The organism is Rhodoferax sp. (assembly GCF_034520025.1).
GTDB lineage: Bacteria > Pseudomonadota > Gammaproteobacteria > Burkholderiales > Burkholderiaceae_C > Allorhodoferax.
In genome coordinates, this window is record NZ_JAXHNZ010000002.1 from 1,170,830 (window position 1) to 1,191,656 (window position 20,827).

Genomic DNA, 20,827 nt, shown 5'->3' on the forward strand with positions numbered 1-20,827 from the left:
TCTTCAGTTCAGTCCACTGCAATCTGGGTTTCTTGTTGGGACACAGGCAGGGCCGGTGTGATCATGTTGCCGCGCCCGATGGCGCCACCGGGCATGGCACCGGGTGCCAAGACATAAGCGGTGCGGGAGCCCGACAACAAATAGCCATCGCCATACGCGTTGAGCACGGGCTTGCCGCCTGCTTTTTGTGGCGCGGCAGGTTTGGCCGGCGCCGGCGGCTTGAGTGCGGCATACAGCTCCGACACGGTCGCCACGTAGTTTTGGGTCTCTTTGTAATTGGGCACTTTGTTGCCCGCCCGTTGCACCGCGCCTTCGCCTGCGTTGTACGAGGCGAGAGCCAGATCGGTGCGGCCGGGGAACATGTCGAGCAACAAGCGCAAATAACGCGCGCCAATGCCGACGTTGATTTTGGGGTCTGCCAGCTTGGCTTCTACCGACATCCAGCGGTCGCTGTCCACACCGAAGCGGCGAGCAGTGTCGGGCATGATTTGCATGAGGCCGATAGCACCTTTGGGCGACACGGCCGCAGGCTCGAAACCGGACTCGGTAGTGACCAGCGCCTTGAGCAGCTCGTAGTCCAGGCGGTACTTGCGCGCGGCCTCTTGCAGCAAGGGCTGAGCTTTGCGGTAACGGGGGGAGTTGTCAAAAAACGCTGCCAACTTGGGCGACAACTCGGGCGAGGTATCGGGCCCTTGAGGGGTCGAGGCCGGCAGTGCTGCCGCATCGGCACCCGGGCTCAAGCCACGAATGGAGGCGCGAAAAAACAGGGTGTACCGCTCGTCGGTTTGCTCGCCAGAGAAGTGCGACTGCCCCTGCGGGTCTACATAGACCCACACATCGGCTTTGGCATCAAAAGTGGCTGCAGCGCACATAAAACATGCGCAAGCAGCTATATTTTTGATAGCAAAACGAGAGGCAGCAGCACGCTGGAGCATCAGACGTCGATCTCGACCGAATCGCCATGCAGCTCCATCAGCTCACGGCGTGAGGCCGCTTCGCCCTTGCCCATGAGTTTGGTGATCAGCGCCTCGGTAGCGGCAAAGTCCACCGCGCCCAGCTCCACCGGCAGCAGGCGGCGGGTGTCGGGGTTGAGGGTGGTGTCCCACAACTGCTCGGCATTCATCTCGCCCAAGCCTTTGAAGCGGCTGATGGACCAAGCGCCTTCGCGCACGCCCTCTTTGCGCAACTTGTCGAGGATGGCGGTGAGCTCACCTTCATCCAATGCGTAGGCCTTGCTGGCGGGCTTTTTGCCGCGCGCTGGCGCATCGACCCGGAACAACGGTGGCCGCGCCACAAACACGTGGCCAGTCTCGATAAGCTTGGGGAAGTGGCGGAAGAACAGCGTGAGCAGCAGCACCTGGATGTGCGAGCCGTCCACGTCCGCATCACTGAGGATGCAAACCTTGCCGTAACGCAGGCCGCTCAGATCAGGCGTGTCGTTGGGGCCGTGCGGGTCCACGCCAATGGCGACCGAAATGTCGTGGATTTCGGTGTTGGCAAACAGGCGGTCGCGGTCTACCTCCCAGGTGTTGAGCACCTTGCCGCGCAGGGGCAGGATGGCCTGGTTTTCTTTGTCGCGGCCCATCTTGGCGCTGCCGCCGGCAGAGTCACCCTCGACCAGAAACACCTCGTTGTAGGCAATGTCGCGGCTCTCGCAGTCGGTGAGCTTACCGGGCAAAACAGCCACGCCGCTGCTCTTGCGCTTTTCGACCTTTTGACCGGCTTTCTGGCGAGTTTGTGCGGCCTTGATGGCCAACTCGGCCAGTTTTTTGCCGTAGTCCACGTGCTGGTTCAGCCACAGCTCCAGCGCGGGGCGCACAAAACTGCTGACCAGGCGCACCGCGTCGCGCGAATTGAGCCGCTCTTTGATCTGACCTTGAAACTGCGGGTCCAGCACCTTGGCGCTCAGCACATAGCTGGCGCGGGCGAACACGTCTTCGGGCATGAGCTTGACGCCCTTGGGCAGCAGGCTATGGAACTCGATAAAGCTCTTGACCGCCTGGAACAAGCCATCGCGCAAGCCGCTTTCGTGCGTGCCGCCCGCGCTGGTGGGAATCAGGTTCACATAGCTCTCGCGCACCGGGGCGCCGTCTTCAGTAAAGGCTACGCACCAAGTAGCGCCCTCGCCTTCGGCAAAGGTGTCGTTATTGCCATCCGCAAAACCTTCGCCGTCAAACATGGGGATGACGGGGTCGGCGCTCAGGGTCTGGCCTAAATAGTCTTTCAGGCCGCCCTTGTAGAGCCAGTTCTGGCTTTCCTTGGTTTTTTCGTTGACCAGCGTGACGCTCACACCGGGCATCAGCACCGCTTTGCTACGCAGCAGATGGGTCAGTTCGCCCATGGGCAAGGCTGCGGATTCGAAATACTTGGCGTCTGGCCAGGCGCGGACCGTGGTGCCCTGCTTGCGATCACCATCCCCCGCTGGGCGCAGTTGCAGCGCCTCGGCCACGTCGCCACCGGCAAACACGATGTGGGCCACCTTCCCTTCGCGGTAGCTGGTGACTTCAAGACGGGTACTCAGCGCATTGGTGACGGAAACGCCCACCCCGTGCAGGCCGCCCGAAAAACTGTAGGCGCCGCCTTGGCCCTTGTCGAACTTGCCGCCCGCGTGCAAGCGGGTGTAGACCAGCTCAATCACCGGCGCTTTTTCCTCAGGGTGCATGCCGTGCGGGATGCCACGGCCATCGTCTTCGATGCTCACTGAGCTATCTGCGTGCAGCGTCACCTTGATCTTTGTACCAAATCCGGCCAAGGCCTCATCGGCGGCGTTATCCAACACTTCCTGGATGATGTGCAGCGGGTTATCGGTGCGGGTGTACATGCCCGGGCGCTGTTTGACGGGCTCCAGGCCCTTGAGCACGCGGATCGATGATTCGGAATATTCGGGAGTGGGTTTGACAGCCATAGCGGCGGATTGTAGGGGAACTGCGGCAATCCACTGTATATGCATACATGCAAATACCCGAATCCCTCACAAGCGCTGCACCAAACACTGCCCCACGCGCTGCGAACCCCGGGGCCTGAAACTGGCTACATTTAGAGGATGAGTGCAAGTCCCCAACCTCTCTCGCTCACCCAAGTGCTGGTGTGCGGTGCCACCATCGTGACCTTGTCGATGGGCATACGACACGGCTTTGGCCTGTGGTTGCAGCCAATCACCCAAGCCCAAGGCTGGACGCGCGATACCTTTGCCTTTGCGATCGCGATTCAAAACCTTGTCTGGGGCGTCAGCGGGATATTTGCGGGCATGGCGGCAGACCGCTATGGGGCGTTTCGCGTCATCATCATCGGCGCGTTGCTCTACGCCTTGGGGCTGTGCGGCATGGCCCTTGCCACCACGCCACTGACTTTCACTATCGCAACGGGTGCGTTGATCGGGATGGCGCAGGCGGGCACCACCTATGCAGTGATTTATGGCGTGATCGGCCGTAACGTTCCTGCAGAAAAGCGCTCTTGGACGATGGGCGTGGCGGCCGCAGCCGGCTCATTCGGGCAGTTTTTGATGGTGCCCACCGAAGGCTTTTTAATCAGCCACTTCGGGTGGCAAGAGGCCTTGCTAGTGCTGGCTGTGGCGTCGTTCCTGATGATTCCTTTGGCGCGAGGACTCCGTGAAAACTTGTGGCACCCAGCATCTGCTGGTGCCCACCAGCAAAGCATTGCACAGGCATTGCGCGAGGCCTTCAAGTACCCCAGTTTTCAGCTGCTCATGGCGGGCTACTTTGTGTGTGGCTTCCAGGTGGTGTTCATCGGCGTGCACATGCCCAGCTATTTGAAAGACAAGGGCTTATCACCCCAGGTTGCCAGCTATGCACTGGCTTTGATTGGCCTCTTCAATGTGTTTGGCACCTATGCGGCAGGAGTGCTGGGGCAAAAAATGGCCAAAAAGCACATCCTGGCGTTCATTTATTTTGGTCGGGCGATTGCGATCAGCCTCTTTTTGATCGTGCCTCTGTCGCCGGTGAGCGTGTATGTGTTTTCAGCGGTCATGGGTTTCTTGTGGCTGTCTACAGTGCCGCCTACCAACGCGACCATTGCCCAGATTTTTGGCGTAGCCCACTTGTCGATGCTCGGTGGGTTTGTGTTTTTCAGCCACCAGATTGGCTCGTTCATGGGCGTGTGGCTGGGCGGCTACTTGTACGACAAGACCGGCAGCTACGACATCGTTTGGTACATCGCGATTGCGCTGGGTGTGTTTGCTGCCTTGGTTAATCTGCCCGTGCGCGAGGCCCCGATCGGGCGCGCACCGCAACCCGCGTAAGAGCCATCTCCATGTTGAGAAAAGCCGCTTTCACTTTGGTCTTGTGCCTGTTGCTGAGCGCTGTTTTTTCCCTTTACGCCCAACCTGATTTCATGGTGCAAATGGCCAATCAGGTATGGGCCTGTTTTTGAGCCCAGCCCCCCATGACCACAAGTACCACTGTCACCATCATCACCGGCGCGTCTGAAGGCATAGGCGCTGAACTCGCGCGGCAGCTGGCCACACGTTATGGCGCGGGACTGAGCCTGGTGCTGGCCGCCCGCAAGCGCAAAGGGCTGGACACAGTGGCAGACATTTGCCGTGCCAAGGGCAGCCAAGTTTTGGTGGTGCCGACCGACGTGTCTGTGGAAGCCCAATGCCGCGCCTTGATTAAGGCCACTATTGACGCTTTCGGGCGGATTGACACCCTGGTCAACAACGCCGGCGTCTCTGCTCAAGCGCTGTTTCAGGACGTGGATGCCCAAGACCTGCATTGGTACGAGGACCTGATGCGCGCCAACCTGTGGGGCAGTGTGTGGTGCACCCATGCAGCGTTGCCCCACATCAAGCAAGCCCAAGGGCGCATTGTGGCGGTGTCTTCGCTGGCAGGCCTGATTGGCGTGCCCGGGCGCACGGCCTACAGCGCGTCCAAGTTTGCGATGACGGGCTTTTTCGAAGCGCTGCGCGCTGAGCTCAAGCCGTCAGGTGTGAGTGTGACTACCGCCTTCCCCGGCGTGGTGTTGACCGACATCCGCGCGCACGGCCTCAACGCCAAGGGCGAGGTCGCGGGCTCCAGCGGCCTCAAGGAAGACAAGGCCATGACCGTCTCCGAGTGCGCCTACCTGATTGCCACCGGCATGCAAAAACGCCAGCGCGAAGTGGTGATGACCGCCCAAGGCAAGCTCGGGCGCTTTCTCAAACTCTTGTTACCGGGCGTTGTGGAGAACATGGCGATGGCGGCGCTCAAAGATGAAGTGAAGCCCAAGTGATGCACACACCGCACCGGCAGTTGTCTGCACCGTCGCCCTGGATTCAGCGCTGGAGCCACCTCATCCCGCCGGCTGCCTCAGTTTTGGACGTGGCTTGCGGCAGTGGGCGCCACCTTCATTGGTTTGCCGGGCGCGGCTGCAAGGTGACAGGCGTCGACCAAGATATTGAAAGTGCTCGCCAAGTCATGCCAAATGTCAGACTCGTGCGGGCCGATATCGAAAACGCGCCATGGCCTTTGGTGAACGAGGCCAACGCCGAGCCTGAGTTGTTTGACGCGATTGTGGTGACCCATTACCTGTGGCGGCCACTCATGGACACATTACTGGCCAGTCTGGCATCGGGCGGCGTCTTGCTCTATGAAACATTTGCTGCGGGCAACGAGACGGTGGGGCGCCCTGCCCGGCCTGATTTTTTGCTGAAAAACGGTGAATTGCTGCAGATTTGTAGCGTTTTGCACATCGTGGCCTACGAAAACGGTTTTCTAGAGGAACCCGACCGTTTCGTGCAGCGCATTGCGGCCACACGTATCTTTACCCCAAGTGCACCCAACGGCGCTCCGGCGCGCTATGCACTCTAGTTAAAATGTTTGTTTATAGATTCAACACTCGACATGAACGCTTCTAAAGGTCCAATCCGGGGCAGCATCGTAGCCCTTATCACTCCGATGCTTGACGACGGCTCCGTGGATTACCCCGCGCTGCGCAAACTCATCGATTGGCATATCGCCGAGGGCACCGATTGCATTGGCGTCGTGGGCACCACCGGTGAGTCCCCCACCGTCAGTGTTGAAGAACATTGCGAAATCATCCGCGTGTCGGTCGAGCAATCCGCCGGGCGGGTGCCGATCATGGCCGGCTGTGGCGGCAACTCCACCCGCGAGGCGATTGCCTTGGCCCGCTTTGCCAAACAAGTAGGCGCAGACTGCCAATTGCAAGTCGTGCCCTACTACAACAAGCCGACCCAAGAGGGCCAGTTCCAGCACTTTAAGGCCATTGCAGAAGCTACTGGCGACCTGCCGATCGTGCTTTACAACGTGCCCGGTCGATCGGTGGCCGATATGGCTCACGACACCGTCTTGCGCCTGACACAAGTGCCCGGAATCGTGGGTATCAAAGAAGCAACCGGCAACATTGAGCGTGCCCAGTGGCTCATCAAAGATGCACCAAAAGAGTTTTCGATCTACAGCGGCGACGACCCGACCGCGGTGGCGCTGATGTTGTGCGGCGGCCATGGCAACGTGAGCGTGACTGCCAACGTGGCACCGCGTCTGATGCATGAGCTCTGCAAGGCAGCCATTGCCGGGGACGTAGCCCGCGCCACGGAAATCCAGATGAAACTTTTGCCCGTCCACAAGACTCTATTCATCGAGTCCAACCCGATTCCTGTGAAGTGGGCGGTTGCGCGCATGGGCCTGAGCAAGCCCGCACTGCGCTTGCCTTTGACACAGCTGACAGAAGCCAGCCAACCCGCCCTTGAAAAGGCCATGCAAACCGCTGGTCTGATCTAAGCGCGTTGCCATTTTGAGGATTTTTGTGAATTCGATTTCTAAAGTTATTTTGCTCAGCGCGACGATTGGCTTGGGAGCCTGTACCGCGCTGGAAACAGACAAAGTGGACTACCGCTCTGCAGCAAAAGCCCCTCGCTTGGACGTTCCGCCCGATCTCACCCAGTTGAACAAAGACACCCCCTACACCGTGGTGGGTGGTGCAGTCTCTGCAAATGCCACCAAGACAACCCAGGCGGTGACGGAAAAATCCGACGTAGCGGCATTGGCGGTGGGTGACGTCAGAATCGAGCGCGCAGGCAACCAGCGTTGGCTGGTGGTGAATCGCCCCGCCGACAAACTATGGGAACCGGTGAAAGACTTCTGGCAAGAGAACGGATTCCTGTTAGCGATTGACCAGGACACACTGGGAATCATGGAAACCGACTGGGCGGAAAACCGCGCCAAGCTCCCTCAAGATTTCTTGCGTGCCTCGCTGGGCAAACTGTTGGATTCTTTTTACTCTACCCCGGAGCGAGACAAGTTCCGTACGCGCCTAGAGCGGGATAGCAACGGAAACACCGAAATTTTCATCAGCCACCGGGGCATGGTAGAGGTCTACACCACCGATCGCAGTGACCAAACTGTGTGGCAACCACGTGCAGCCGACCCGGAGTTGGAAGCAGAATTCCTGCGTCGCTTGATGGTCAAACTGGGGGTCTCGCAAGAGCAATCCAAGGTACTCGTGGCCAATAGCGTCCCAAAGCGAGTAGCTACGGTCACGAGCTTGAATGGACAGCCAGCCGTTCAACTGGACGAGGGCTTTGACCGGGCATGGCGCCGCACAGGGCTCGCTTTAGATAGAACCGGTTTCACGGTAGAAGATCGGGACCGAAAGCAAGGTGTTTACTTTGTTCGCTATCAAGAACTGACGTCAGACAAAGCGGAGCCTGGTTTTTTCAGCAAAATGTTCAATGGTACTAAGGCCAACGTTGCCCAGAAGTACCAAATTGCGGTCCGTAGTGCAGGTGAAAAATCCACAGTCAGCGTTTTGGACGCCAATGGCAACCCCGAGAGCACCGCAGTTGCACAAAGAATCGTGCAAATCATTGCCGACGATATCAAGTAACCACGGATGCATCGCCATGAGGCGATGTACCGGCAAAAAAAAACCACCGAAAGGTGGTTTTTTTTCGTCTGCAAGCAGATTATTGCTTGGCTGGCTCGGAAGCAGCAGCTGCAGGAGCCATGGCTTCGGAAGCAGCAGCTGTAGGAGCAGCGGCTTCAGGAGCGGATGCAGCAGCGGCAGGAGCTTCAACAGCAGCAGGAGCTGCAGCGGGAGCTTCTTCTTTCTTACCGCAAGCAGCCAAAGCAGCAGCAGCAATCAATGCTGCCAAAACGAGAGACTTGTTCATTTTTAAAGACTTCAGTGAGTTAACGAAACAATTTCCGGAAATTGTCTGGATAGCGAACCACCCAGCCCTGACGTAAAGCATTCGGTCTCTTTCCATCAGAGCTTGAAATTATACAAGACCCAAAACAGTGCGTACGGGTAAACCCTCTTGAACCTTAAAGTCCCAAAACGGAGGCCGGAAAACCGGGGGAGCTTTGACGGAAACACTCGTCAACCGATTCTTTTAAATTCAGTTTCGAGCGGGCCTCACGAGACCACACACCGACCGAACGCTCGGCATCGCGACGGTGCAAGAACCACGCGGGGCTCAATAAGGCGCTGGGCATTTCAGACTCGTCAAGATGCTTGACCACCCGGCAATCCAGAAGGTGACCCCAAGTCACGCGCCACTGCACAAAGCGGGGGTGCAGCAGCGTGACCTGGTTGTAACGCTTTGCAATCATGGTCAGCCGTCGCCCGGGCTTGACCCATCGCTGGAGAGATTCGATAACCGCTTTTTCGCGCAACGGCCAATCCGCAAAATCAACATCGACCCAGACCATCTGGCTCCAGCCTTCCAGGCCAGCAAGGTCGATGCCTTGCCGGACGGCCTCTGCAAACTCAGAGGGGCCTAGAAACGCCCCCTCACCTGACCATGATGCCTCATTGGTCGACATGCAACCATCCGGAATCGCACCATTCCTGCACCAAGGTGATTGCCCCCTCACTCAAGCGACGTACCTCTTTCGCGTCTAATTGGCGCATATCGGCCAGTTGGCGCATCAATTGCGCGTCTCGACCTGCGGCATTGAAGCTTTCACCGTTGATGAATACATGATGCGCGTCGTAGAGCATACGGGTGCGGCGATCCAAGCGGATGGCACCCGCGACGTCTTGGCCCTCGCCATCGAACCATACGTTGGCCTTCGGTTCACTCAAATATTCGCCCAGTGCACGGGCGATGGCTTTAGGGTCCTTCAGCGCTGACTGCACTGCAGCCTGAGCGAACTCCAGCATGGTGGATGGCAACTCAGCGTGGGCTTCAACTGCCGCTTGTTTGGGGTCGGTGTAAAGGGTTGCCGGCAAATCATCCATCGCTTGCTCAGCAATGCGTTGCAAAACCTCTTGCGCCAACTCCGCCTGCGAAGGAGAGCGGAAACCGATGGAATAGGTCATGCATTCCCCCTCTGCAACACCATCGTGGGCGTATTTGGGCGGGAGGTACAACATATCGCCGGGTTCGAGCACGAACTCTTCTTCCGGCTCGAAATTGGCCAGGATTTTGAGCGGCATATCAGGGACCAGTGACAGGTCTTTCTGCCGGCCAATGCGCCAGCGACGGCGGCCATGGGCCTGCAGCAAAAACACGTCATAGCTGTCGAAATGGGGGCCCACACCGCCTTGGTCTGTGGCGTAGCTGATCATCAAATCGTCAAGGCGCGCATCCGGCACAAAACGGAACTGATTGATCAAGCCATGCACCCGCTCATCATGCGAATCTACCCCCTGCACTAGCAAGGTCCAACCCGCTTGCTTGAGCGGCGGCAGGGCCTTGCGGGCAAAAGGCCCGTGCTTGAATTTCCATGCATCCCCTTTGCCGGGGGCACCCTGCACCACCAAACGCGACTCCACGTCTTCTTGCGCGGCCAGCTCCAATAGCTCGATGCGCTCCAGTAATGGAGAAAATCCGGGAATGGCTTGACGGATCACCAGCGGCTTCTTTTGCCAGTAGCGCTGCATGAAGGTTTCCGGGCTGATGCCGCCGAGCAGCTGGAGTGGGGTTTCAATGTTCATGGGAGAATTCTGCCTTATGGAAATCACCACACAATGCGTCGTTGCCCTCACATGGACGCTGAAAGACACACTGGGCGAAGAACTGGACGTTCTGGACGAGCCGGTTGAGTTTTTATTGGGCGGCAACGACTTGTTGCCCCCCATCGAAGCTGCGCTGCAAGGCCACGTAGCCGGAGATAAAGTGCAATTGCAAATCGAGCCGGAAGAGGCTTTCGGCGATTTCAATGACCAGTTGATTTTCTTGGAGCCGCGCGGCCTGTTCCCCGCAGAACTGCAAGAAGGCCTGACCATGGAGGGTTATGCCTTACCCGCAGGTTGCAACCCGGACGCGCCCAAAGACGCGCTCTACACCATCACAGATATTTACCCCGAACACGTGGTTCTGGATGGCAACCACCCGCTAGCGGGTATCGCCATCCGTATCCAACTCAAAGTAGAGTCCGTCAGGGAAGCCACTGAAGAAGAAATCGGCTCTGGCACCTTGGGTACCGGGTTCTTCCGGGTCCAGCCTTTGCACGAGCAAGCCCCAGGCAACGATCACTTGCACTAAGCCGATCAGGCCTTACCAGTGGAGCCGTAACCGCTCTCCCCGCGCTGTGACGCGGGGAATTCGGTCACCACATTAAACTGGGCTTGCACCACCGGCACGATCATCAACTGGGCTATGCGCTCCATCGGCTCGATAGTGAACGGAACTTCACTGCGGTTCCAAGCGCTCACCATGAGTTGGCCTTGGTAATCGCTGTCGATCAAACCCACCAGATTGCCCAGCACGATGCCATGTTTATGCCCCAGCCCGGAGCGGGGCAGAATCAGCGCCGCGTACGCAGGATCCTCGAGATAAATTGCCATGCCGGTAGGTACCAGTTGCCATGCATTGGGAGCCAGGGTTAGCGGTGCGTCCAGGCAAGCGCGCAAGTCCAAGCCAGCACTGCCCGGGGTGGCATAGGTTGGCAAGTTATTTTGCAAGCGGGGATCGATGATCTTGACGTCGATTTTCATGATGTTCAGTGTGAAAAATTAAGAGGTAGCGTGCAGCCGTTTGGCGATTTCGGCCGCAAGTTGCCGCGCCAAATGCAGCTTGGAGTTGCGGGGCAGCTCGGTAGAACCGGCAGCATCGATGAGCAAAAGCGCATTGTCGTCCTGACCGAAGGTCGCGGGACCGATGTTGCCCACCAGCAGCGGCACCTTCTTTCGCAGTCGCTTTGCCGTCGCGTGGGCCAACAAATCATGGCTCTCCGCAGCGAAGCCGACGCAATAGAGATCACCACGCACCGCGCGCTCGGTTTGGGCCACATCGGCCAGTATGTCGGGGTTTTCCACAAACTCGAGTTTCGGCGTGGCACCACTGCCGTCTTTTTTGAGCTTTTGGTTGGCCGCAGCCGCAGGGCGCCAGTCTGCCACCGCAGCCGTTGCTATAAACACAGTAGCGCAGTGCGCATGTTCTGTGCTAGCTAGGTGCATATCGAGTGCCGATTTCACATCGACCCGCCGAACGCCCTGCGGCGTTGCCAAGCCCACCGGGCCGGCGATCAAGGTCACCTCAGCCCCTGCCTCGCGCGCAGCTCGGGCAATAGCGAATCCCATTTTCCCGCTGGAGAGGTTGGTAATGCCACGCACCGGGTCAATGGCCTCGAAGGTGGGCCCCGCAGTGACCACCACATGCTGCCCCGCCAGAAGCTTGGGCTGAAAAAATGCAACAACCTCCTGCAGCAACTCGTCTGGCTCCAGCATCCGACCATCGCCCGTCTCGCCGCAGGCCTGGTCTCCATTTCCCACGCCCAGCACATGGGTGCCATCCGCACGCAGCTGCGCGAGATTGCGCTGGGTGGCAGGGTGCGCCCACATCTCCCGGTTCATGGCGGGGGCAATGATCAGCGGCACGCTCTCAATAGGCCGCGCAAGGCACATCAGGCTCAGCAAATCGTCGGCTCGACCATGCAACAGTTTGGCCATGAAATCGGCGCTGCAGGGCGCGATCAGAATGGCGTCGGCCTCGCGGCTCAGATTGATATGCGGCATGTTGTTGTGCTCGCGCGCATCCCACTGCGAATCAAATACCGGGCGATTGCTCAACGCTTGCATGGTCACCGGCGTGATGAATTGCGCGGCGGCCTCGGTCATCACGACCTGCACGGTGGCCCCCTGCTTGATCAACGCACGGCACAGCTCAGCCGCTTTGTAGCAGGCAATACCGCCTGTCAAACCCAGAACAATGTGCTTACCGGAAAGGTCCATGTCGTACTCATTTCATGATGGCGAACAGCACGATGGCGCTGCCGCAGACCGCCGCAATGTAGCAGACGCCTATAATCTCGCTTTACCACCTCATCGAACCCTCAAGTTCGCCCCTGACATGACCAAATTTGTCTTCGTCACCGGCGGTGTGGTGTCTTCCCTTGGAAAGGGAATCGCCTCAGCCTCCCTTGCTGCGATCCTCGAATCGCGGGGCCTGACAGTCACCCTCATCAAGCTGGACCCCTACCTCAACGTTGATCCCGGGACCATGTCTCCCCTGCAGCACGGCGAGGTGTTCGTCACCGACGACGGCGCAGAAACTGACTTGGATCTCGGCCACTATGAGCGTTTCATCGAAACGCGCATGCGCAAGACCAACAACTTCACCACGGGTCAAATTTACAAAAGCGTGCTCGACAAAGAGCGCCGCGGTGACTATCTGGGCAAAACAGTCCAGGTCATTCCCCATGTGACCAACGAAATCCAGGAGTTCGTCAAACGCGGTGCGCGGTTCGGCGAGCCGGATGCTGTGGACGTGGCAATCGTCGAAATCGGCGGAACCGTGGGCGATATCGAGTCGTTGCCCTTCCTCGAAGCCGTGCGCCAAATGAGCCTCAAGCTCGGCCCCAATAACAGCGCGTTTGTCCACCTGAGCTACCTCCCCTGGATTGCAGCGGCTGGCGAACTCAAGACCAAGCCGACCCAGCACACTGCCAAGCAGTTGCGCGAAATCGGTATCCAAGCGGATGTTCTTTTGTGCCGCGCGGATCGCCCGATTCCTGATGAAGAGCGCGCCAAAATTTCGCTGTTCTCCAATGTGCCTGAATGGGGAGTGATCTCCATGTGGGATGTGGACACCATCTACAAAGTGCCGCGCATGTTGCACGAGCAAGGCCTGGATGGCCTGATTTGCGACAAGCTCCGCCTAAACACACCACCTGCAAGCCTTAAGCGCTGGGATGATCTGGTGTACGCGACAGAACACCCCCAGGGCGAAGTCACCATTGCCATGGTCGGCAAGTATGTAGACCTGACCGACAGCTACAAGTCGGTCAACGAAGCCCTGCGCCACGCCGGCATGAAAAATCATGTACGCGTCAAAATCGAACACGTGGATTCCGAGACCATTGAAGCCAGCACGGCAAACCAGCTGGCGAAATACGACGCCATTCTGGTGCCCGGCGGTTTCGGCAAGCGAGGCATTGAAGGCAAGATCAGCACCGCCCGTTTTGCCCGCGAGAACAAAGTGCCCTATTTGGGCATTTGCTTGGGGATGCAGGTTGCCACCATCGAATTCGCCCGCCATGTAGCCGGCTTGACAGATGCCAACAGCACCGAATTTGATCCTGAAAGCCCGAATCCTGTGATCGCCCTGATTACCGAGTGGAAAGATGCGGACGGAACGATCAAAACCCGTGATGTCAATTCGGATCTTGGCGGCACCATGCGCTTGGGCGCACAAAGCTCTGATGTAGCCAAAAACACGCTGGCCCACAAGATCTACGGGGATGTCGTCACCGAGCGCCACCGCCACCGCTACGAGGCGAATGTGAACTACCTCGACACCCTTCGTGCGTCCGGCCTTGTCATTTCTGCGCTTACCCAGCGCGAGCAACTGACCGAGATCGTGGAACTGCCGGAAAGTGTTCACCCTTGGTATGTGGGTGTGCAGTTCCACCCGGAGTTCAAGTCCACTCCGTGGAACGGCCATCCATTGTTCAATGCATTTATCAAAGCGGCCGTTGAGCACCAGAACGGTGGAAAAAGTTTGAAAGCGGTTGCCTGATGAAGCTTTGCGATTTTGAGATCGGTCTCGATCGTCCCTTTTTCCTGATCGCCGGAACCTGCTCCATCGAGGGATTGGAAATGTCCATCGAAGTGGCAGGGCAGCTCAAAGAGGCATGCGCCAGCTTGGGCATCCCCTTGATTTACAAGGGCTCGTTCGACAAGGCCAACCGCTCCTCCGGGACCAGCAAGCGTGGTGTCGGCTTGGATGCCGGACTGAAAATTCTCGACGAAGTACGCCGCCAACTGCAATTGCCCATCTTGACCGATGTGCATGACGAGTCGCATATCGTCGAAGTCGCCAGCGTGGTGGATGTGTTGCAAACACCCGCGTTCTTGTGCCGCCAAACTGACTTCATCCGCGCCGTTGCCCAGTGCGGCAAGCCGGTGAACATCAAAAAGGGGCAATTCCTTGCCCCTTGGGACATGAAGAATGTGATCGACAAAGCCCGTGCTGCTGCAGAAGAAGTCGGCCTCTTTCCTGACCGCTTCTTGGCTTGCGAGCGTGGTGTGAGCTTTGGCTACAACAACCTGGTGGCGGACATGACCAGCTTGGCCGAGATGCGGAAGTCAGGCGCCCCAGTGGTCTTCGACGTGACCCACTCCGTGCAAAAGCCTGGCGGGTTGGGCGGCAGCAGTGGTGGCGCGCGTGACATGGTGCCTGTGTTGGCCCGCGCCGGTGTGGCTGCCGGCGTGGCGGGACTCTTTATGGAGACCCATCCACGCCCCGCAGAAGCTTGGTCTGACGGTCCCAATGCCGTCCCACTGCGCCATATGAAAGCGTTGTTGGAAACTTTGGTCGCGCTGGATTCCGTAACCAAAAAAACCCCGTTGCTGGAAGACAACTTCCAGTGATCGGCGGCAAGATGGGATTTGACGTTTTTTGTTTGTGTGTTTTTGAACTGGAAAGAAACTAATGAGCGCAATTGTTGACATCGTCGGCCGAGAGATTCTTGACTCTCGCGGCAACCCTACCGTTGAATGCGACGTGCTGCTGGAATCCGGCACCATGGGCCGTGCAGCTGTGCCCTCCGGCGCATCCACTGGTTCCCGCGAAGCCATTGAGCTGCGTGATGGCGACAAGAAGCGCTACCTCGGCAAAGGCGTGTTGAAAGCGGTTGAGCACATCAACACTGAAATCTCTGAAGCCGTGTTGGGCCTCGACGCTTCCGAGCAAGCTTTCCTGGACAAGACATTGATTGACTTGGACGGCACCGAAAACAAATCCCGCTTGGGCGCCAACGCGATGTTGGCTGTCTCCATGGCAGTAGCCCGCGCTGCCGCCGAAGAGGCAGGCTTGCCTTTGTACCGTTACTTCGGCGGCATGGGCAGCGTGCAAATGCCCGTTCCCATGATGAACGTCATGAACGGTGGCGAACACGCCAACAACAACCTTGACCTGCAAGAGTTGATGATCATCCCCGTGGGCGCGCCCAGCTTCCGCGAAGCCCTGCGCTGGGGTGCCGAAGTGTTCCATGCGCTCAAGAAAATCCTGCACGACCAGGGCATCAGCACGGCAGTGGGCGACGAAGGCGGTTTTGCCCCCAACGTGGCAAACCATGAAGCAGCGATCCAGATGATTCTGCAAGCCATCGACAAGGCTGGCTACGTGGCAGGCGAGCAAATCGCCCTCGGCCTGGATTGCGCAGCCTCTGAGTTCTACAAAGACGGCAAATACGAACTCGAAGGTGAAGGCCTGAGCCTGACCGCCCAAGAGTGGACCGATATGCTGGCCACCTGGGTCGACAAATACCCCATCATCAGCATCGAGGACGGCATGGCTGAAGGCGACTGGGACGGCTGGAAAGTACTGACTGACCGCTTGGGTGCCAAGGTGCAAATCGTGGGTGACGACTTGTTCGTGACCAACACCAAGATCTTGAAAGAAGGCATCGACAAAGGCATAGCCAACTCGATCCTGATCAAGATCAACCAGATCGGCACTTTGTCTGAAACTTTCGCCGCCATCGAAATGGCCAAGCGTGCCGGCTACACCGCCGTCATCAGCCACCGCTCGGGCGAAACTGAAGACTCCACCATCTCTGATATCGCTGTGGGCACCAACGCCGGCCAGATCAAGACCGGTTCCCTGAGTCGTTCCGACCGTATGGCCAAGTACAACCAGTTGCTCCGCATCGAAGAGGACTTGGGTGATGTGGCCGTGTACCCCGGCCGCGCGGCGTTCTACAACCTGCGTTAAGCCTCTCCATCGACCGAACCACTGCCATGGGTAACCGCTGGGTCCCTGTCATGTTGATTGCGCTCCTGCTGATCCTGCATGGTCAGCTGTGGTTCGGTCGTGGAAGCATTCCGGACGTCGCCCGTCTGTCCAAACAACTAGAAGAACAAAAACAGCTCAACGCGCAGGCACTCCAAGCCAATGAGCGTCTCGAAGCTGAAATCCACGACCTGAAAGAAGGCCTGGAAATTGTCGAAGAGAAAGCACGCTCTGAATTGGGCATGGTGAAGGCGAACGAGATTTACGTTCAGATTGCCCGCTGAGCTTGATAGCTATGGGCATGAAAATAGCGATTCTCGGCGCGGAATCGACCGGCAAAAGTACCCTCGCGCACGATTTGACGCTCGCGCTACAAGCCGCCGGCACTCCCGCAGTGACCGTCTCTGAATATTTGCGCGAATGGTGCGATCTGCACCAAAGAACACCCCGCCCCGACGAACAAGCCGGCATTGCCATGGAGCAAACACGCCGTGTTGTCGCACCCCATGGGATGGCCGTGATTTGTGACACCACGGCCTTGATGACGGCCATTTATAGCGATGTGCTCTTCCAAGATGTCAGCCTCTACACCGAAGCCCTCGCGGACCTGCGCACCTACTCGCATGTGCTAGTCACGGGTTTAGATTTGCCTTGGGTGGAAGATGGCTACCAGCGCGACAGCCCTGCAGGGCAACAGCGGGTCCATCAGCGCCTGCAAACGGTCTTGCAGGAACACGACATCGCCTGCTCGATGGTGTGGGGTAAAGGCTCCTTGCGGCTCAAGGCTGCCTTGCGGATCGTGTTGCCCGACCAGATGGAAGACGATCGCCAAGCCGCCGAACAATACGCACGTTGGCTTGGCCAATGTGAGAAGTGTTCGGACGCGACCTGTGAACACAGCCTCTTCAGGTCTTTGCTAGCCCGTTAGTGGGTGCCTGAAGGCCCCTGCTGCAATTGGACCGCATCGGTGAACAGCTGAGCGGCATCCACCGGGTCAAACCGGTACTGCACACCGCAAAACTCGCAAGCGACTTCGATATCGCTACGTTCCGCCAAAATGCTGGCCGCCTCTTCACGCCCAAGGCCGACAATCATTTTGCCCACACGCTCACGGCTGCAATTGCAGCTAAAGCGCGGCGCAGTCTCGCCGACCAAGGGTTCAAACCGGGTCAAGGGCTCTTCCCAAAAAAGGCGTCGAAGAATCGTGTCGACATCCAGCTCCAGCAACTCTTCACTCTTCAGGCTCTTAGCCAGGATGGAAATACGGTTGTAGTGCTCGTTAAGCCCAATTTCATCCTCGTTCTCTTTGGACACCATGCTGCCTGAGAGATTCCCCTCCCCTTGCATCGGCAAGCGCTGGATCAAAAGACCCGCCGCCACCTTGTCGTTGGCGGCCAATACCAGCGTGGTATCCAGCTGCTCGCTCTGCAGCATGTAGTGCTCCAAGACCTCGCTGATACGCTCCAGCGGCTTGCCACTGTCATCAAACAAGGGCACGACACCCTGGTAAGGCTGTTGACCAGGGAACTTGGTGGTGGGGTCCAGGGTAATCGCGCAACGCCCTTCATTTTGCGCGTTCACCATCTGGCTCAACAGCATGTCAGGCGCAATGTCTCCCGCAATAGTGGCGGTAGAGCGCACCTTAAAGTCGGGTTGGATCTCGGTGACCGCCAGCTTGACCGGACCATCACCAAAAATTTGCAGGACGAGCGCACCGTCAAACTTGATGTTGGACTGCATCAAGGTCGCTGCCGCTGTAATCTCACCCAACAGCCTTTGCACAGGCTCCGGGTAGGCGCCATGCTCAGTACTGGAAGCGCGTCGCCGCAAAATCTCTTGCCAGGTGTCTGTCAAACGCACAATGGCTCCCCGAACCGGTAAGCCATCAAACAAAAACTTGTGCAGTTCAGACATGCACCTTCTCCAAAAAAAACAGGCCCCTTGCGGGGCGGATAACTAAGCGATTTTCTTCAGGCCAGACCTGAAGCGTCGCGCGTTTTCAACGTAATGCTTGGCACTGGCGACCAAGGCTTGTTGCTGTGCTTCGGTCAACTCCCGCACAGCTTTGGCAGGACTGCCGATGATCATGCTGCCATCAGGAAATTCTTTTCCCTCGGTCACCAAAGCACCCGCACCCACCAAACACCCTTTGCCGATGCGAGCACCGTTTAGGACCACCGCACCGATACCGATCAAAGAGCCATCACCGATAGTGCAACCATGCAACATGACTTGGTGCCCTACCGTGACGTTGTCGCCAATGGTCAAAGGCTTACCCGTGTCTGCATGCAGCACGCTGGCGTCCTGGATATTGGTTCCTGCACCGATGCGGATCGTTTCCGTGTCTCCGCGCACTACGGCTCCGGACCATATATTGGCATCTACGCCAATTTCAACAGCGCCCATGACTTCTGCACTGTCTGCGATCCAAACACCCTCAGAAAGCTGAGGCGCGATGCCATCAAGTTCATAAACCGCCATCAGAGTCCCCGCAGCGCAAAATTAGAATTGTAAGGATGGAACTTAGAGAACACGCCCTCAAGGCCTTTCAAGCCAGCGTACCGGAGCATAAAGCGCAACTCGCGTTGGAGTTGCAGTCTGGTTGTCCCGCATTCGTCGTGGATGCAAAACGCCACTTTGCGCCCCCTGACGCACCGGGACAACCGGCTCGCCCGGAGCTCGTGGATCCCAAAGACGTTCCCCGCCGCTCGCCCTTCACACCTGCGGGGCATGCAGCTTTGATGCACTCGATCACGCACATTGAATTCAATGCCATCAACCTCGCTTTGGATTGCATTTGGCGTTACGACCATATGCCAGAAGCGTTCTATCGCGACTGGGCGACTGTGGCAGCGGAAGAAGCCAAGCACTTCACCCTACTGTCCGGACACCTTAAGGCACTGGGCTACGCGTATGGCGACTTTCCCGCACATACCGGGCTCTGGACGATCTGCCACAACACCGCGCCTGACATCGCTGCCCGGATGGCACTGGTGCCGCGCACCATGGAAGCGCGCGGACTGGATGCGACACCACTCATTCAATCCAAACTCGCCAAGGTCGGCACTGCGGCGGCTATGGAGGCGCGCGCTATCCTGGACATCATCTTGGCAGAGGAAGTGGGCCATGTCGCCACCGGAAACCGCTGGTACCACTGGGTTTGCGCCCAGCACAACTTGGATGCAGGTGCGTTTTATGCGCAAGCTGCCGCAAGGTATGCGGCACCGCGGCCAAAGCCACCATTCAATTACGCAGCTCGCAAAGCCGCAGGCTTTACCCCCGCCGAAATGCAAAGGCTGGATATCGACGCCGGGCTCGAAACTGGGCTCGATTTTGCCCAGTCCAACGCGGCATGTACCACCTAGAATCGAATCAACTATTTCCTGTGCCGGCTCTCCGGCTGCTTGATGTACCCCACCGAAAATGCCTTTGCCAACCCCGGCGCAGCCTCTGTCTCGATTGCCCGGCAAGCGATCGTCGACAAGAACCAAGCCGTAGTCGGGTATGAACTTTTCAATCGCAGCGTCCAAAAGGGTGAGCACACGGCATCATCCGACGCCCAGATGCTGTTCAACTTGCTGTCCATGGCCGAGAGTGAAACACTCGTTGGCAAGGCCCTGCTGTTTGTCAATTGCACGCTCGACAGCCTGGCAGCGGGCCATGTCGACTTGATTGCGCCGGAACACTCTGTTCTACAAATTCCGGCAGTGCCGCTGTCCCAAATAGATCAAATCCAGCTACGACTACCGACCCTGCGAGCCCTCCATGCGCGCGGGTTTCGGCTGGCGTTCGACTACTCCGTGTTGACCCAGCCCTATGCGGAATGGCTGCCCTTGGCTGCCTACATCAAGTTCGATACCGTTGTTTTGAAGTCTGCGACCATGCATTCGTTCATACGCTTGGCACAAACGAAAACCCCAGCCCTTCTCGTTGCTGAAAAAGTATCGAGTCAGGCGCAGTACCTTCAACTCAAAGAGCTGGGAGTCGAACTATTTCAGGGCGATTGGTTCGCCAGGGCCACCATGGTTGAGGGGCAAAGCATGCGCCCCGGTCAGGCCACGATCCTCCAACTGATCAACTTGGTTCGTAAGCAGGCCAGTACCGCAGAGATTGAAGAAGTCTTGAAGCGTGACCCGACCCTGTCTTTCAACCTGCTGCGATTTATCAACTCGGCAGGATTCGGCCTCCGGACTGAGGTTTCCTCTTTCAAGCACGCGGTCATGCTGCTGGGGTTGCAACGACTGTTCAAGTGGGCCGCTTTGTTGCTGACCACATCGACACTGAGCGGTGCTGCGCCTGCGATCGGAACCACCGCGGTGATTCGCGGCCGCCTAATGGAATTACTGGCCGCAGAGGCCCTCTCCGCCGATGACTGCGACCACGCGTTTGTCGTGGGTATCTTCTCCTTGCTCGACAACATGCTGGGCATGCCGCTCGAGACCGCGTTGTCCAACCTCACCCTGCCGGACAGTGTGACCCAGGCTTTGCTCCACCGGAGCGGGCCACTTGCGCACTACCTCACGCTCACCCTGGCTTGCGAATCAGGCGATGACGAGGCTTTTGCCCAGAGTGCACAAGCCTTGCAACTGACTGAAAAACAAATCAACTGGGCGCATTTGCAAGCCTTGGCGTGGGCAGAGACATTGGGCGAGACCTGAGCGGGACCACGCCCACCCCGGGGTCCCCGAG

22 protein-coding genes are annotated in these 20,827 nt (G+C 58.1%); 13 read left to right on the forward strand and 9 right to left on the reverse strand.

Going from position 1 to position 20,827, the window contains the following annotated elements:
• Positions 1 to 8: 8 nt before the first annotated feature.
• Both U5L73_RS13825 and U5L73_RS13830 read right to left on the reverse strand, forming a co-directional pair.
• The gene (locus U5L73_RS13825) at positions 9 to 872 is read right to left on the reverse strand and encodes a lytic transglycosylase domain-containing protein (RefSeq protein WP_322562886.1); all 864 of its coding nucleotides are present in this window, start codon (positions 870 to 872) and stop codon (positions 9 to 11) included.
• A gap of 62 nt (positions 873 to 934) precedes the next feature.
• The gene (locus tag U5L73_RS13830) at positions 935 to 2,905 is read right to left on the reverse strand and encodes a DNA topoisomerase IV subunit B (protein ID WP_322562887.1); all 1,971 of its coding nucleotides are present in this window, start codon (positions 2,903 to 2,905) and stop codon (positions 935 to 937) included.
• 138 nt (positions 2,906 to 3,043) lie between these two features.
• On the opposite strand from U5L73_RS13830, the gene U5L73_RS13835 reads away from it, so the two are divergent.
• The 5 genes from U5L73_RS13835 to bamC all read left to right on the forward strand — a co-directional run bounded on the left by U5L73_RS13835 (position 3,044) and on the right by bamC (position 7,839).
• The gene (locus tag U5L73_RS13835) at positions 3,044 to 4,258 is read left to right on the forward strand and encodes an MFS transporter (RefSeq protein ID WP_322562888.1); all 1,215 of its coding nucleotides are present in this window, start codon (positions 3,044 to 3,046) and stop codon (positions 4,256 to 4,258) included.
• A gap of 143 nt (positions 4,259 to 4,401) precedes the next feature.
• A complete protein-coding gene (locus tag U5L73_RS13840) occupies positions 4,402 to 5,226 on the forward strand; it encodes an SDR family oxidoreductase (protein WP_322562889.1) in 825 nt (274 codons plus the stop codon).
• A complete protein-coding gene (locus tag U5L73_RS13845; protein ID WP_322562890.1) occupies positions 5,226 to 5,804 on the forward strand; it encodes a class I SAM-dependent methyltransferase in 579 nt (192 codons plus the stop codon). The genes U5L73_RS13840 and U5L73_RS13845 overlap by 1 nt, the downstream gene beginning before the upstream one ends.
• 33 nt (positions 5,805 to 5,837) lie before the next feature.
• Positions 5,838 to 6,734, forward strand: a complete 897-nt coding sequence (dapA, locus tag U5L73_RS13850; protein WP_322562891.1) for a 4-hydroxy-tetrahydrodipicolinate synthase — start codon at positions 5,838 to 5,840, stop codon at positions 6,732 to 6,734.
• A 25-nt stretch (positions 6,735 to 6,759) separates the two neighbouring features.
• Complete coding sequence (bamC, locus tag U5L73_RS13855) at positions 6,760 to 7,839, forward strand: outer membrane protein assembly factor BamC (RefSeq protein ID WP_322562892.1); 1,080 nt, start codon at positions 6,760 to 6,762, stop codon at positions 7,837 to 7,839.
• A 79-nt stretch (positions 7,840 to 7,918) separates the two neighbouring features.
• On the opposite strand, the gene U5L73_RS13860 is transcribed toward bamC, so the two are convergent.
• The 3 genes from U5L73_RS13860 to U5L73_RS13870 form a co-directional block, all read right to left on the reverse strand.
• Entirely contained in the window at positions 7,919 to 8,125 is a 207-nt protein-coding gene (locus U5L73_RS13860; RefSeq protein WP_322562893.1) for a hypothetical protein, read from the reverse strand.
• 154 nt (positions 8,126 to 8,279) lie between these two features.
• The gene (locus U5L73_RS13865) at positions 8,280 to 8,780 is read right to left on the reverse strand and encodes a hypothetical protein (RefSeq protein ID WP_322562894.1); all 501 of its coding nucleotides are present in this window, start codon (positions 8,778 to 8,780) and stop codon (positions 8,280 to 8,282) included.
• Positions 8,767 to 9,897 carry a cupin domain-containing protein gene (locus tag U5L73_RS13870; RefSeq protein ID WP_322562895.1) on the reverse strand — a complete coding sequence of 377 codons (1,131 nt, stop codon included), beginning with the start codon at positions 9,895 to 9,897 and terminating at the stop codon, positions 8,767 to 8,769. The genes U5L73_RS13865 and U5L73_RS13870 overlap by 14 nt, the downstream gene beginning before the upstream one ends.
• A gap of 16 nt (positions 9,898 to 9,913) precedes the next feature.
• On the opposite strand from U5L73_RS13870, the gene U5L73_RS13875 reads away from it, so the two are divergent.
• The gene (locus tag U5L73_RS13875; protein WP_322562896.1) at positions 9,914 to 10,447 is read left to right on the forward strand and encodes an FKBP-type peptidyl-prolyl cis-trans isomerase; all 534 of its coding nucleotides are present in this window, start codon (positions 9,914 to 9,916) and stop codon (positions 10,445 to 10,447) included.
• A gap of 5 nt (positions 10,448 to 10,452) precedes the next feature.
• Here the strand turns inward: U5L73_RS13875 and dut are convergent, their stop codons facing one another.
• Together dut and coaBC are read right to left on the reverse strand one after the other, a co-directional pair.
• Positions 10,453 to 10,899, reverse strand: a complete 447-nt coding sequence (gene dut / locus U5L73_RS13880) for a dUTP diphosphatase (protein ID WP_322562897.1) — start codon at positions 10,897 to 10,899, stop codon at positions 10,453 to 10,455.
• A gap of 18 nt (positions 10,900 to 10,917) precedes the next feature.
• Positions 10,918 to 12,135: a bifunctional phosphopantothenoylcysteine decarboxylase/phosphopantothenate--cysteine ligase CoaBC gene (gene coaBC, locus U5L73_RS13885; RefSeq protein ID WP_322562898.1), complete on the reverse strand. Its 1,218-nt coding sequence runs from the start codon at positions 12,133 to 12,135 to the stop codon at positions 10,918 to 10,920.
• 118 nt (positions 12,136 to 12,253) lie between these two features.
• On the opposite strand from coaBC, the gene U5L73_RS13890 reads away from it, so the two are divergent.
• The 5 genes from U5L73_RS13890 (at position 12,254) to U5L73_RS13910 (ending at position 17,066) form a co-directional block, all read left to right on the forward strand.
• On the forward strand, positions 12,254 to 13,921 hold the full coding sequence (locus U5L73_RS13890; RefSeq protein ID WP_313876163.1) for a CTP synthase: 1,668 nt from the start codon (positions 12,254 to 12,256) through the stop codon (positions 13,919 to 13,921).
• On the forward strand, positions 13,921 to 14,775 hold the full coding sequence (kdsA, locus tag U5L73_RS13895; protein WP_322562899.1) for a 3-deoxy-8-phosphooctulonate synthase: 855 nt from the start codon (positions 13,921 to 13,923) through the stop codon (positions 14,773 to 14,775). The genes U5L73_RS13890 and kdsA overlap by 1 nt, the downstream gene beginning before the upstream one ends.
• Positions 14,776 to 14,836: 61 nt before the next feature.
• Positions 14,837 to 16,120 (forward strand): phosphopyruvate hydratase, encoded by a 1,284-nt coding sequence (gene eno / locus U5L73_RS13900; protein WP_296507956.1) that lies wholly within the window; start codon positions 14,837 to 14,839, stop codon positions 16,118 to 16,120.
• A gap of 26 nt (positions 16,121 to 16,146) precedes the next feature.
• Positions 16,147 to 16,422 (forward strand): septum formation initiator family protein, encoded by a 276-nt coding sequence (locus tag U5L73_RS13905; protein WP_313873534.1) that lies wholly within the window; start codon positions 16,147 to 16,149, stop codon positions 16,420 to 16,422.
• 17 nt (positions 16,423 to 16,439) lie between these two features.
• Entirely contained in the window at positions 16,440 to 17,066 is a 627-nt protein-coding gene (locus tag U5L73_RS13910) for an ATP-binding protein (protein WP_322562900.1), read from the forward strand.
• On the opposite strand, the gene U5L73_RS13915 is transcribed toward U5L73_RS13910, so the two are convergent.
• Together U5L73_RS13915 and U5L73_RS13920 are read right to left on the reverse strand one after the other, a co-directional pair.
• Positions 17,063 to 18,052 carry an Hsp33 family molecular chaperone HslO gene (locus U5L73_RS13915; RefSeq protein WP_322562901.1) on the reverse strand — a complete coding sequence of 330 codons (990 nt, stop codon included), beginning with the start codon at positions 18,050 to 18,052 and terminating at the stop codon, positions 17,063 to 17,065. The two genes, U5L73_RS13910 and U5L73_RS13915, sit on opposite strands and share 4 nt — an antisense overlap.
• 42 nt (positions 18,053 to 18,094) lie before the next feature.
• The gene (locus U5L73_RS13920) at positions 18,095 to 18,619 is read right to left on the reverse strand and encodes a gamma carbonic anhydrase family protein (RefSeq protein WP_322562902.1); all 525 of its coding nucleotides are present in this window, start codon (positions 18,617 to 18,619) and stop codon (positions 18,095 to 18,097) included.
• Between the two features lie 35 nt (positions 18,620 to 18,654).
• On the opposite strand from U5L73_RS13920, the gene U5L73_RS13925 reads away from it, so the two are divergent.
• Together U5L73_RS13925 and U5L73_RS13930 are read left to right on the forward strand one after the other, a co-directional pair.
• Positions 18,655 to 19,503: a ferritin-like domain-containing protein gene (locus tag U5L73_RS13925; protein ID WP_322562903.1), complete on the forward strand. Its 849-nt coding sequence runs from the start codon at positions 18,655 to 18,657 to the stop codon at positions 19,501 to 19,503.
• 42 nt (positions 19,504 to 19,545) lie between these two features.
• Positions 19,546 to 20,796 carry an EAL and HDOD domain-containing protein gene (locus U5L73_RS13930; RefSeq protein ID WP_322562904.1) on the forward strand — a complete coding sequence of 417 codons (1,251 nt, stop codon included), beginning with the start codon at positions 19,546 to 19,548 and terminating at the stop codon, positions 20,794 to 20,796.
• Positions 20,797 to 20,827: the final 31 nt, after the last annotated feature.

Bases quoted from the DNA above. Each gene is read 5' to 3' on its own strand.
- U5L73_RS13825 (WP_322562886.1), bottom strand. From the start codon at position 872: ATGTGCGCTGCAGCCACTTTTGATGCCAAAGCCGATGTGTGGGTCTAT.
- U5L73_RS13830 (WP_322562887.1), bottom strand. From the start codon at position 2,905: ATGGCTGTCAAACCCACTCCCGAATATTCCGAATCATCGATCCGCGTG.
- U5L73_RS13835 (WP_322562888.1), top strand. From the start codon at position 3,044: ATGAGTGCAAGTCCCCAACCTCTCTCGCTCACCCAAGTGCTGGTGTGC.
- U5L73_RS13840 (WP_322562889.1), top strand. From the start codon at position 4,402: ATGACCACAAGTACCACTGTCACCATCATCACCGGCGCGTCTGAAGGC.
- U5L73_RS13845 (WP_322562890.1), top strand. From the start codon at position 5,226: ATGCACACACCGCACCGGCAGTTGTCTGCACCGTCGCCCTGGATTCAG.
- dapA (WP_322562891.1), top strand. From the start codon at position 5,838: ATGAACGCTTCTAAAGGTCCAATCCGGGGCAGCATCGTAGCCCTTATC.
- U5L73_RS13860 (WP_322562893.1), bottom strand. From the start codon at position 8,125: ATGAACAAGTCTCTCGTTTTGGCAGCATTGATTGCTGCTGCTGCTTTG.
- U5L73_RS13865 (WP_322562894.1), bottom strand. From the start codon at position 8,780: ATGTCGACCAATGAGGCATCATGGTCAGGTGAGGGGGCGTTTCTAGGC.
- U5L73_RS13870 (WP_322562895.1), bottom strand. From the start codon at position 9,897: ATGAACATTGAAACCCCACTCCAGCTGCTCGGCGGCATCAGCCCGGAA.
- U5L73_RS13875 (WP_322562896.1), top strand. From the start codon at position 9,914: ATGGAAATCACCACACAATGCGTCGTTGCCCTCACATGGACGCTGAAA.
- dut (WP_322562897.1), bottom strand. From the start codon at position 10,899: ATGAAAATCGACGTCAAGATCATCGATCCCCGCTTGCAAAATAACTTG.
- coaBC (WP_322562898.1), bottom strand. From the start codon at position 12,135: ATGGACCTTTCCGGTAAGCACATTGTTCTGGGTTTGACAGGCGGTATT.
- U5L73_RS13890 (WP_313876163.1), top strand. From the start codon at position 12,254: ATGACCAAATTTGTCTTCGTCACCGGCGGTGTGGTGTCTTCCCTTGGA.
- kdsA (WP_322562899.1), top strand. From the start codon at position 13,921: ATGAAGCTTTGCGATTTTGAGATCGGTCTCGATCGTCCCTTTTTCCTG.
- eno (WP_296507956.1), top strand. From the start codon at position 14,837: ATGAGCGCAATTGTTGACATCGTCGGCCGAGAGATTCTTGACTCTCGC.
- U5L73_RS13905 (WP_313873534.1), top strand. From the start codon at position 16,147: ATGGGTAACCGCTGGGTCCCTGTCATGTTGATTGCGCTCCTGCTGATC.
- U5L73_RS13910 (WP_322562900.1), top strand. From the start codon at position 16,440: ATGAAAATAGCGATTCTCGGCGCGGAATCGACCGGCAAAAGTACCCTC.
- U5L73_RS13915 (WP_322562901.1), bottom strand. From the start codon at position 18,052: ATGTCTGAACTGCACAAGTTTTTGTTTGATGGCTTACCGGTTCGGGGA.
- U5L73_RS13920 (WP_322562902.1), bottom strand. From the start codon at position 18,619: ATGGCGGTTTATGAACTTGATGGCATCGCGCCTCAGCTTTCTGAGGGT.
- U5L73_RS13925 (WP_322562903.1), top strand. From the start codon at position 18,655: ATGGAACTTAGAGAACACGCCCTCAAGGCCTTTCAAGCCAGCGTACCG.
- U5L73_RS13930 (WP_322562904.1), top strand. From the start codon at position 19,546: ATGTACCCCACCGAAAATGCCTTTGCCAACCCCGGCGCAGCCTCTGTC.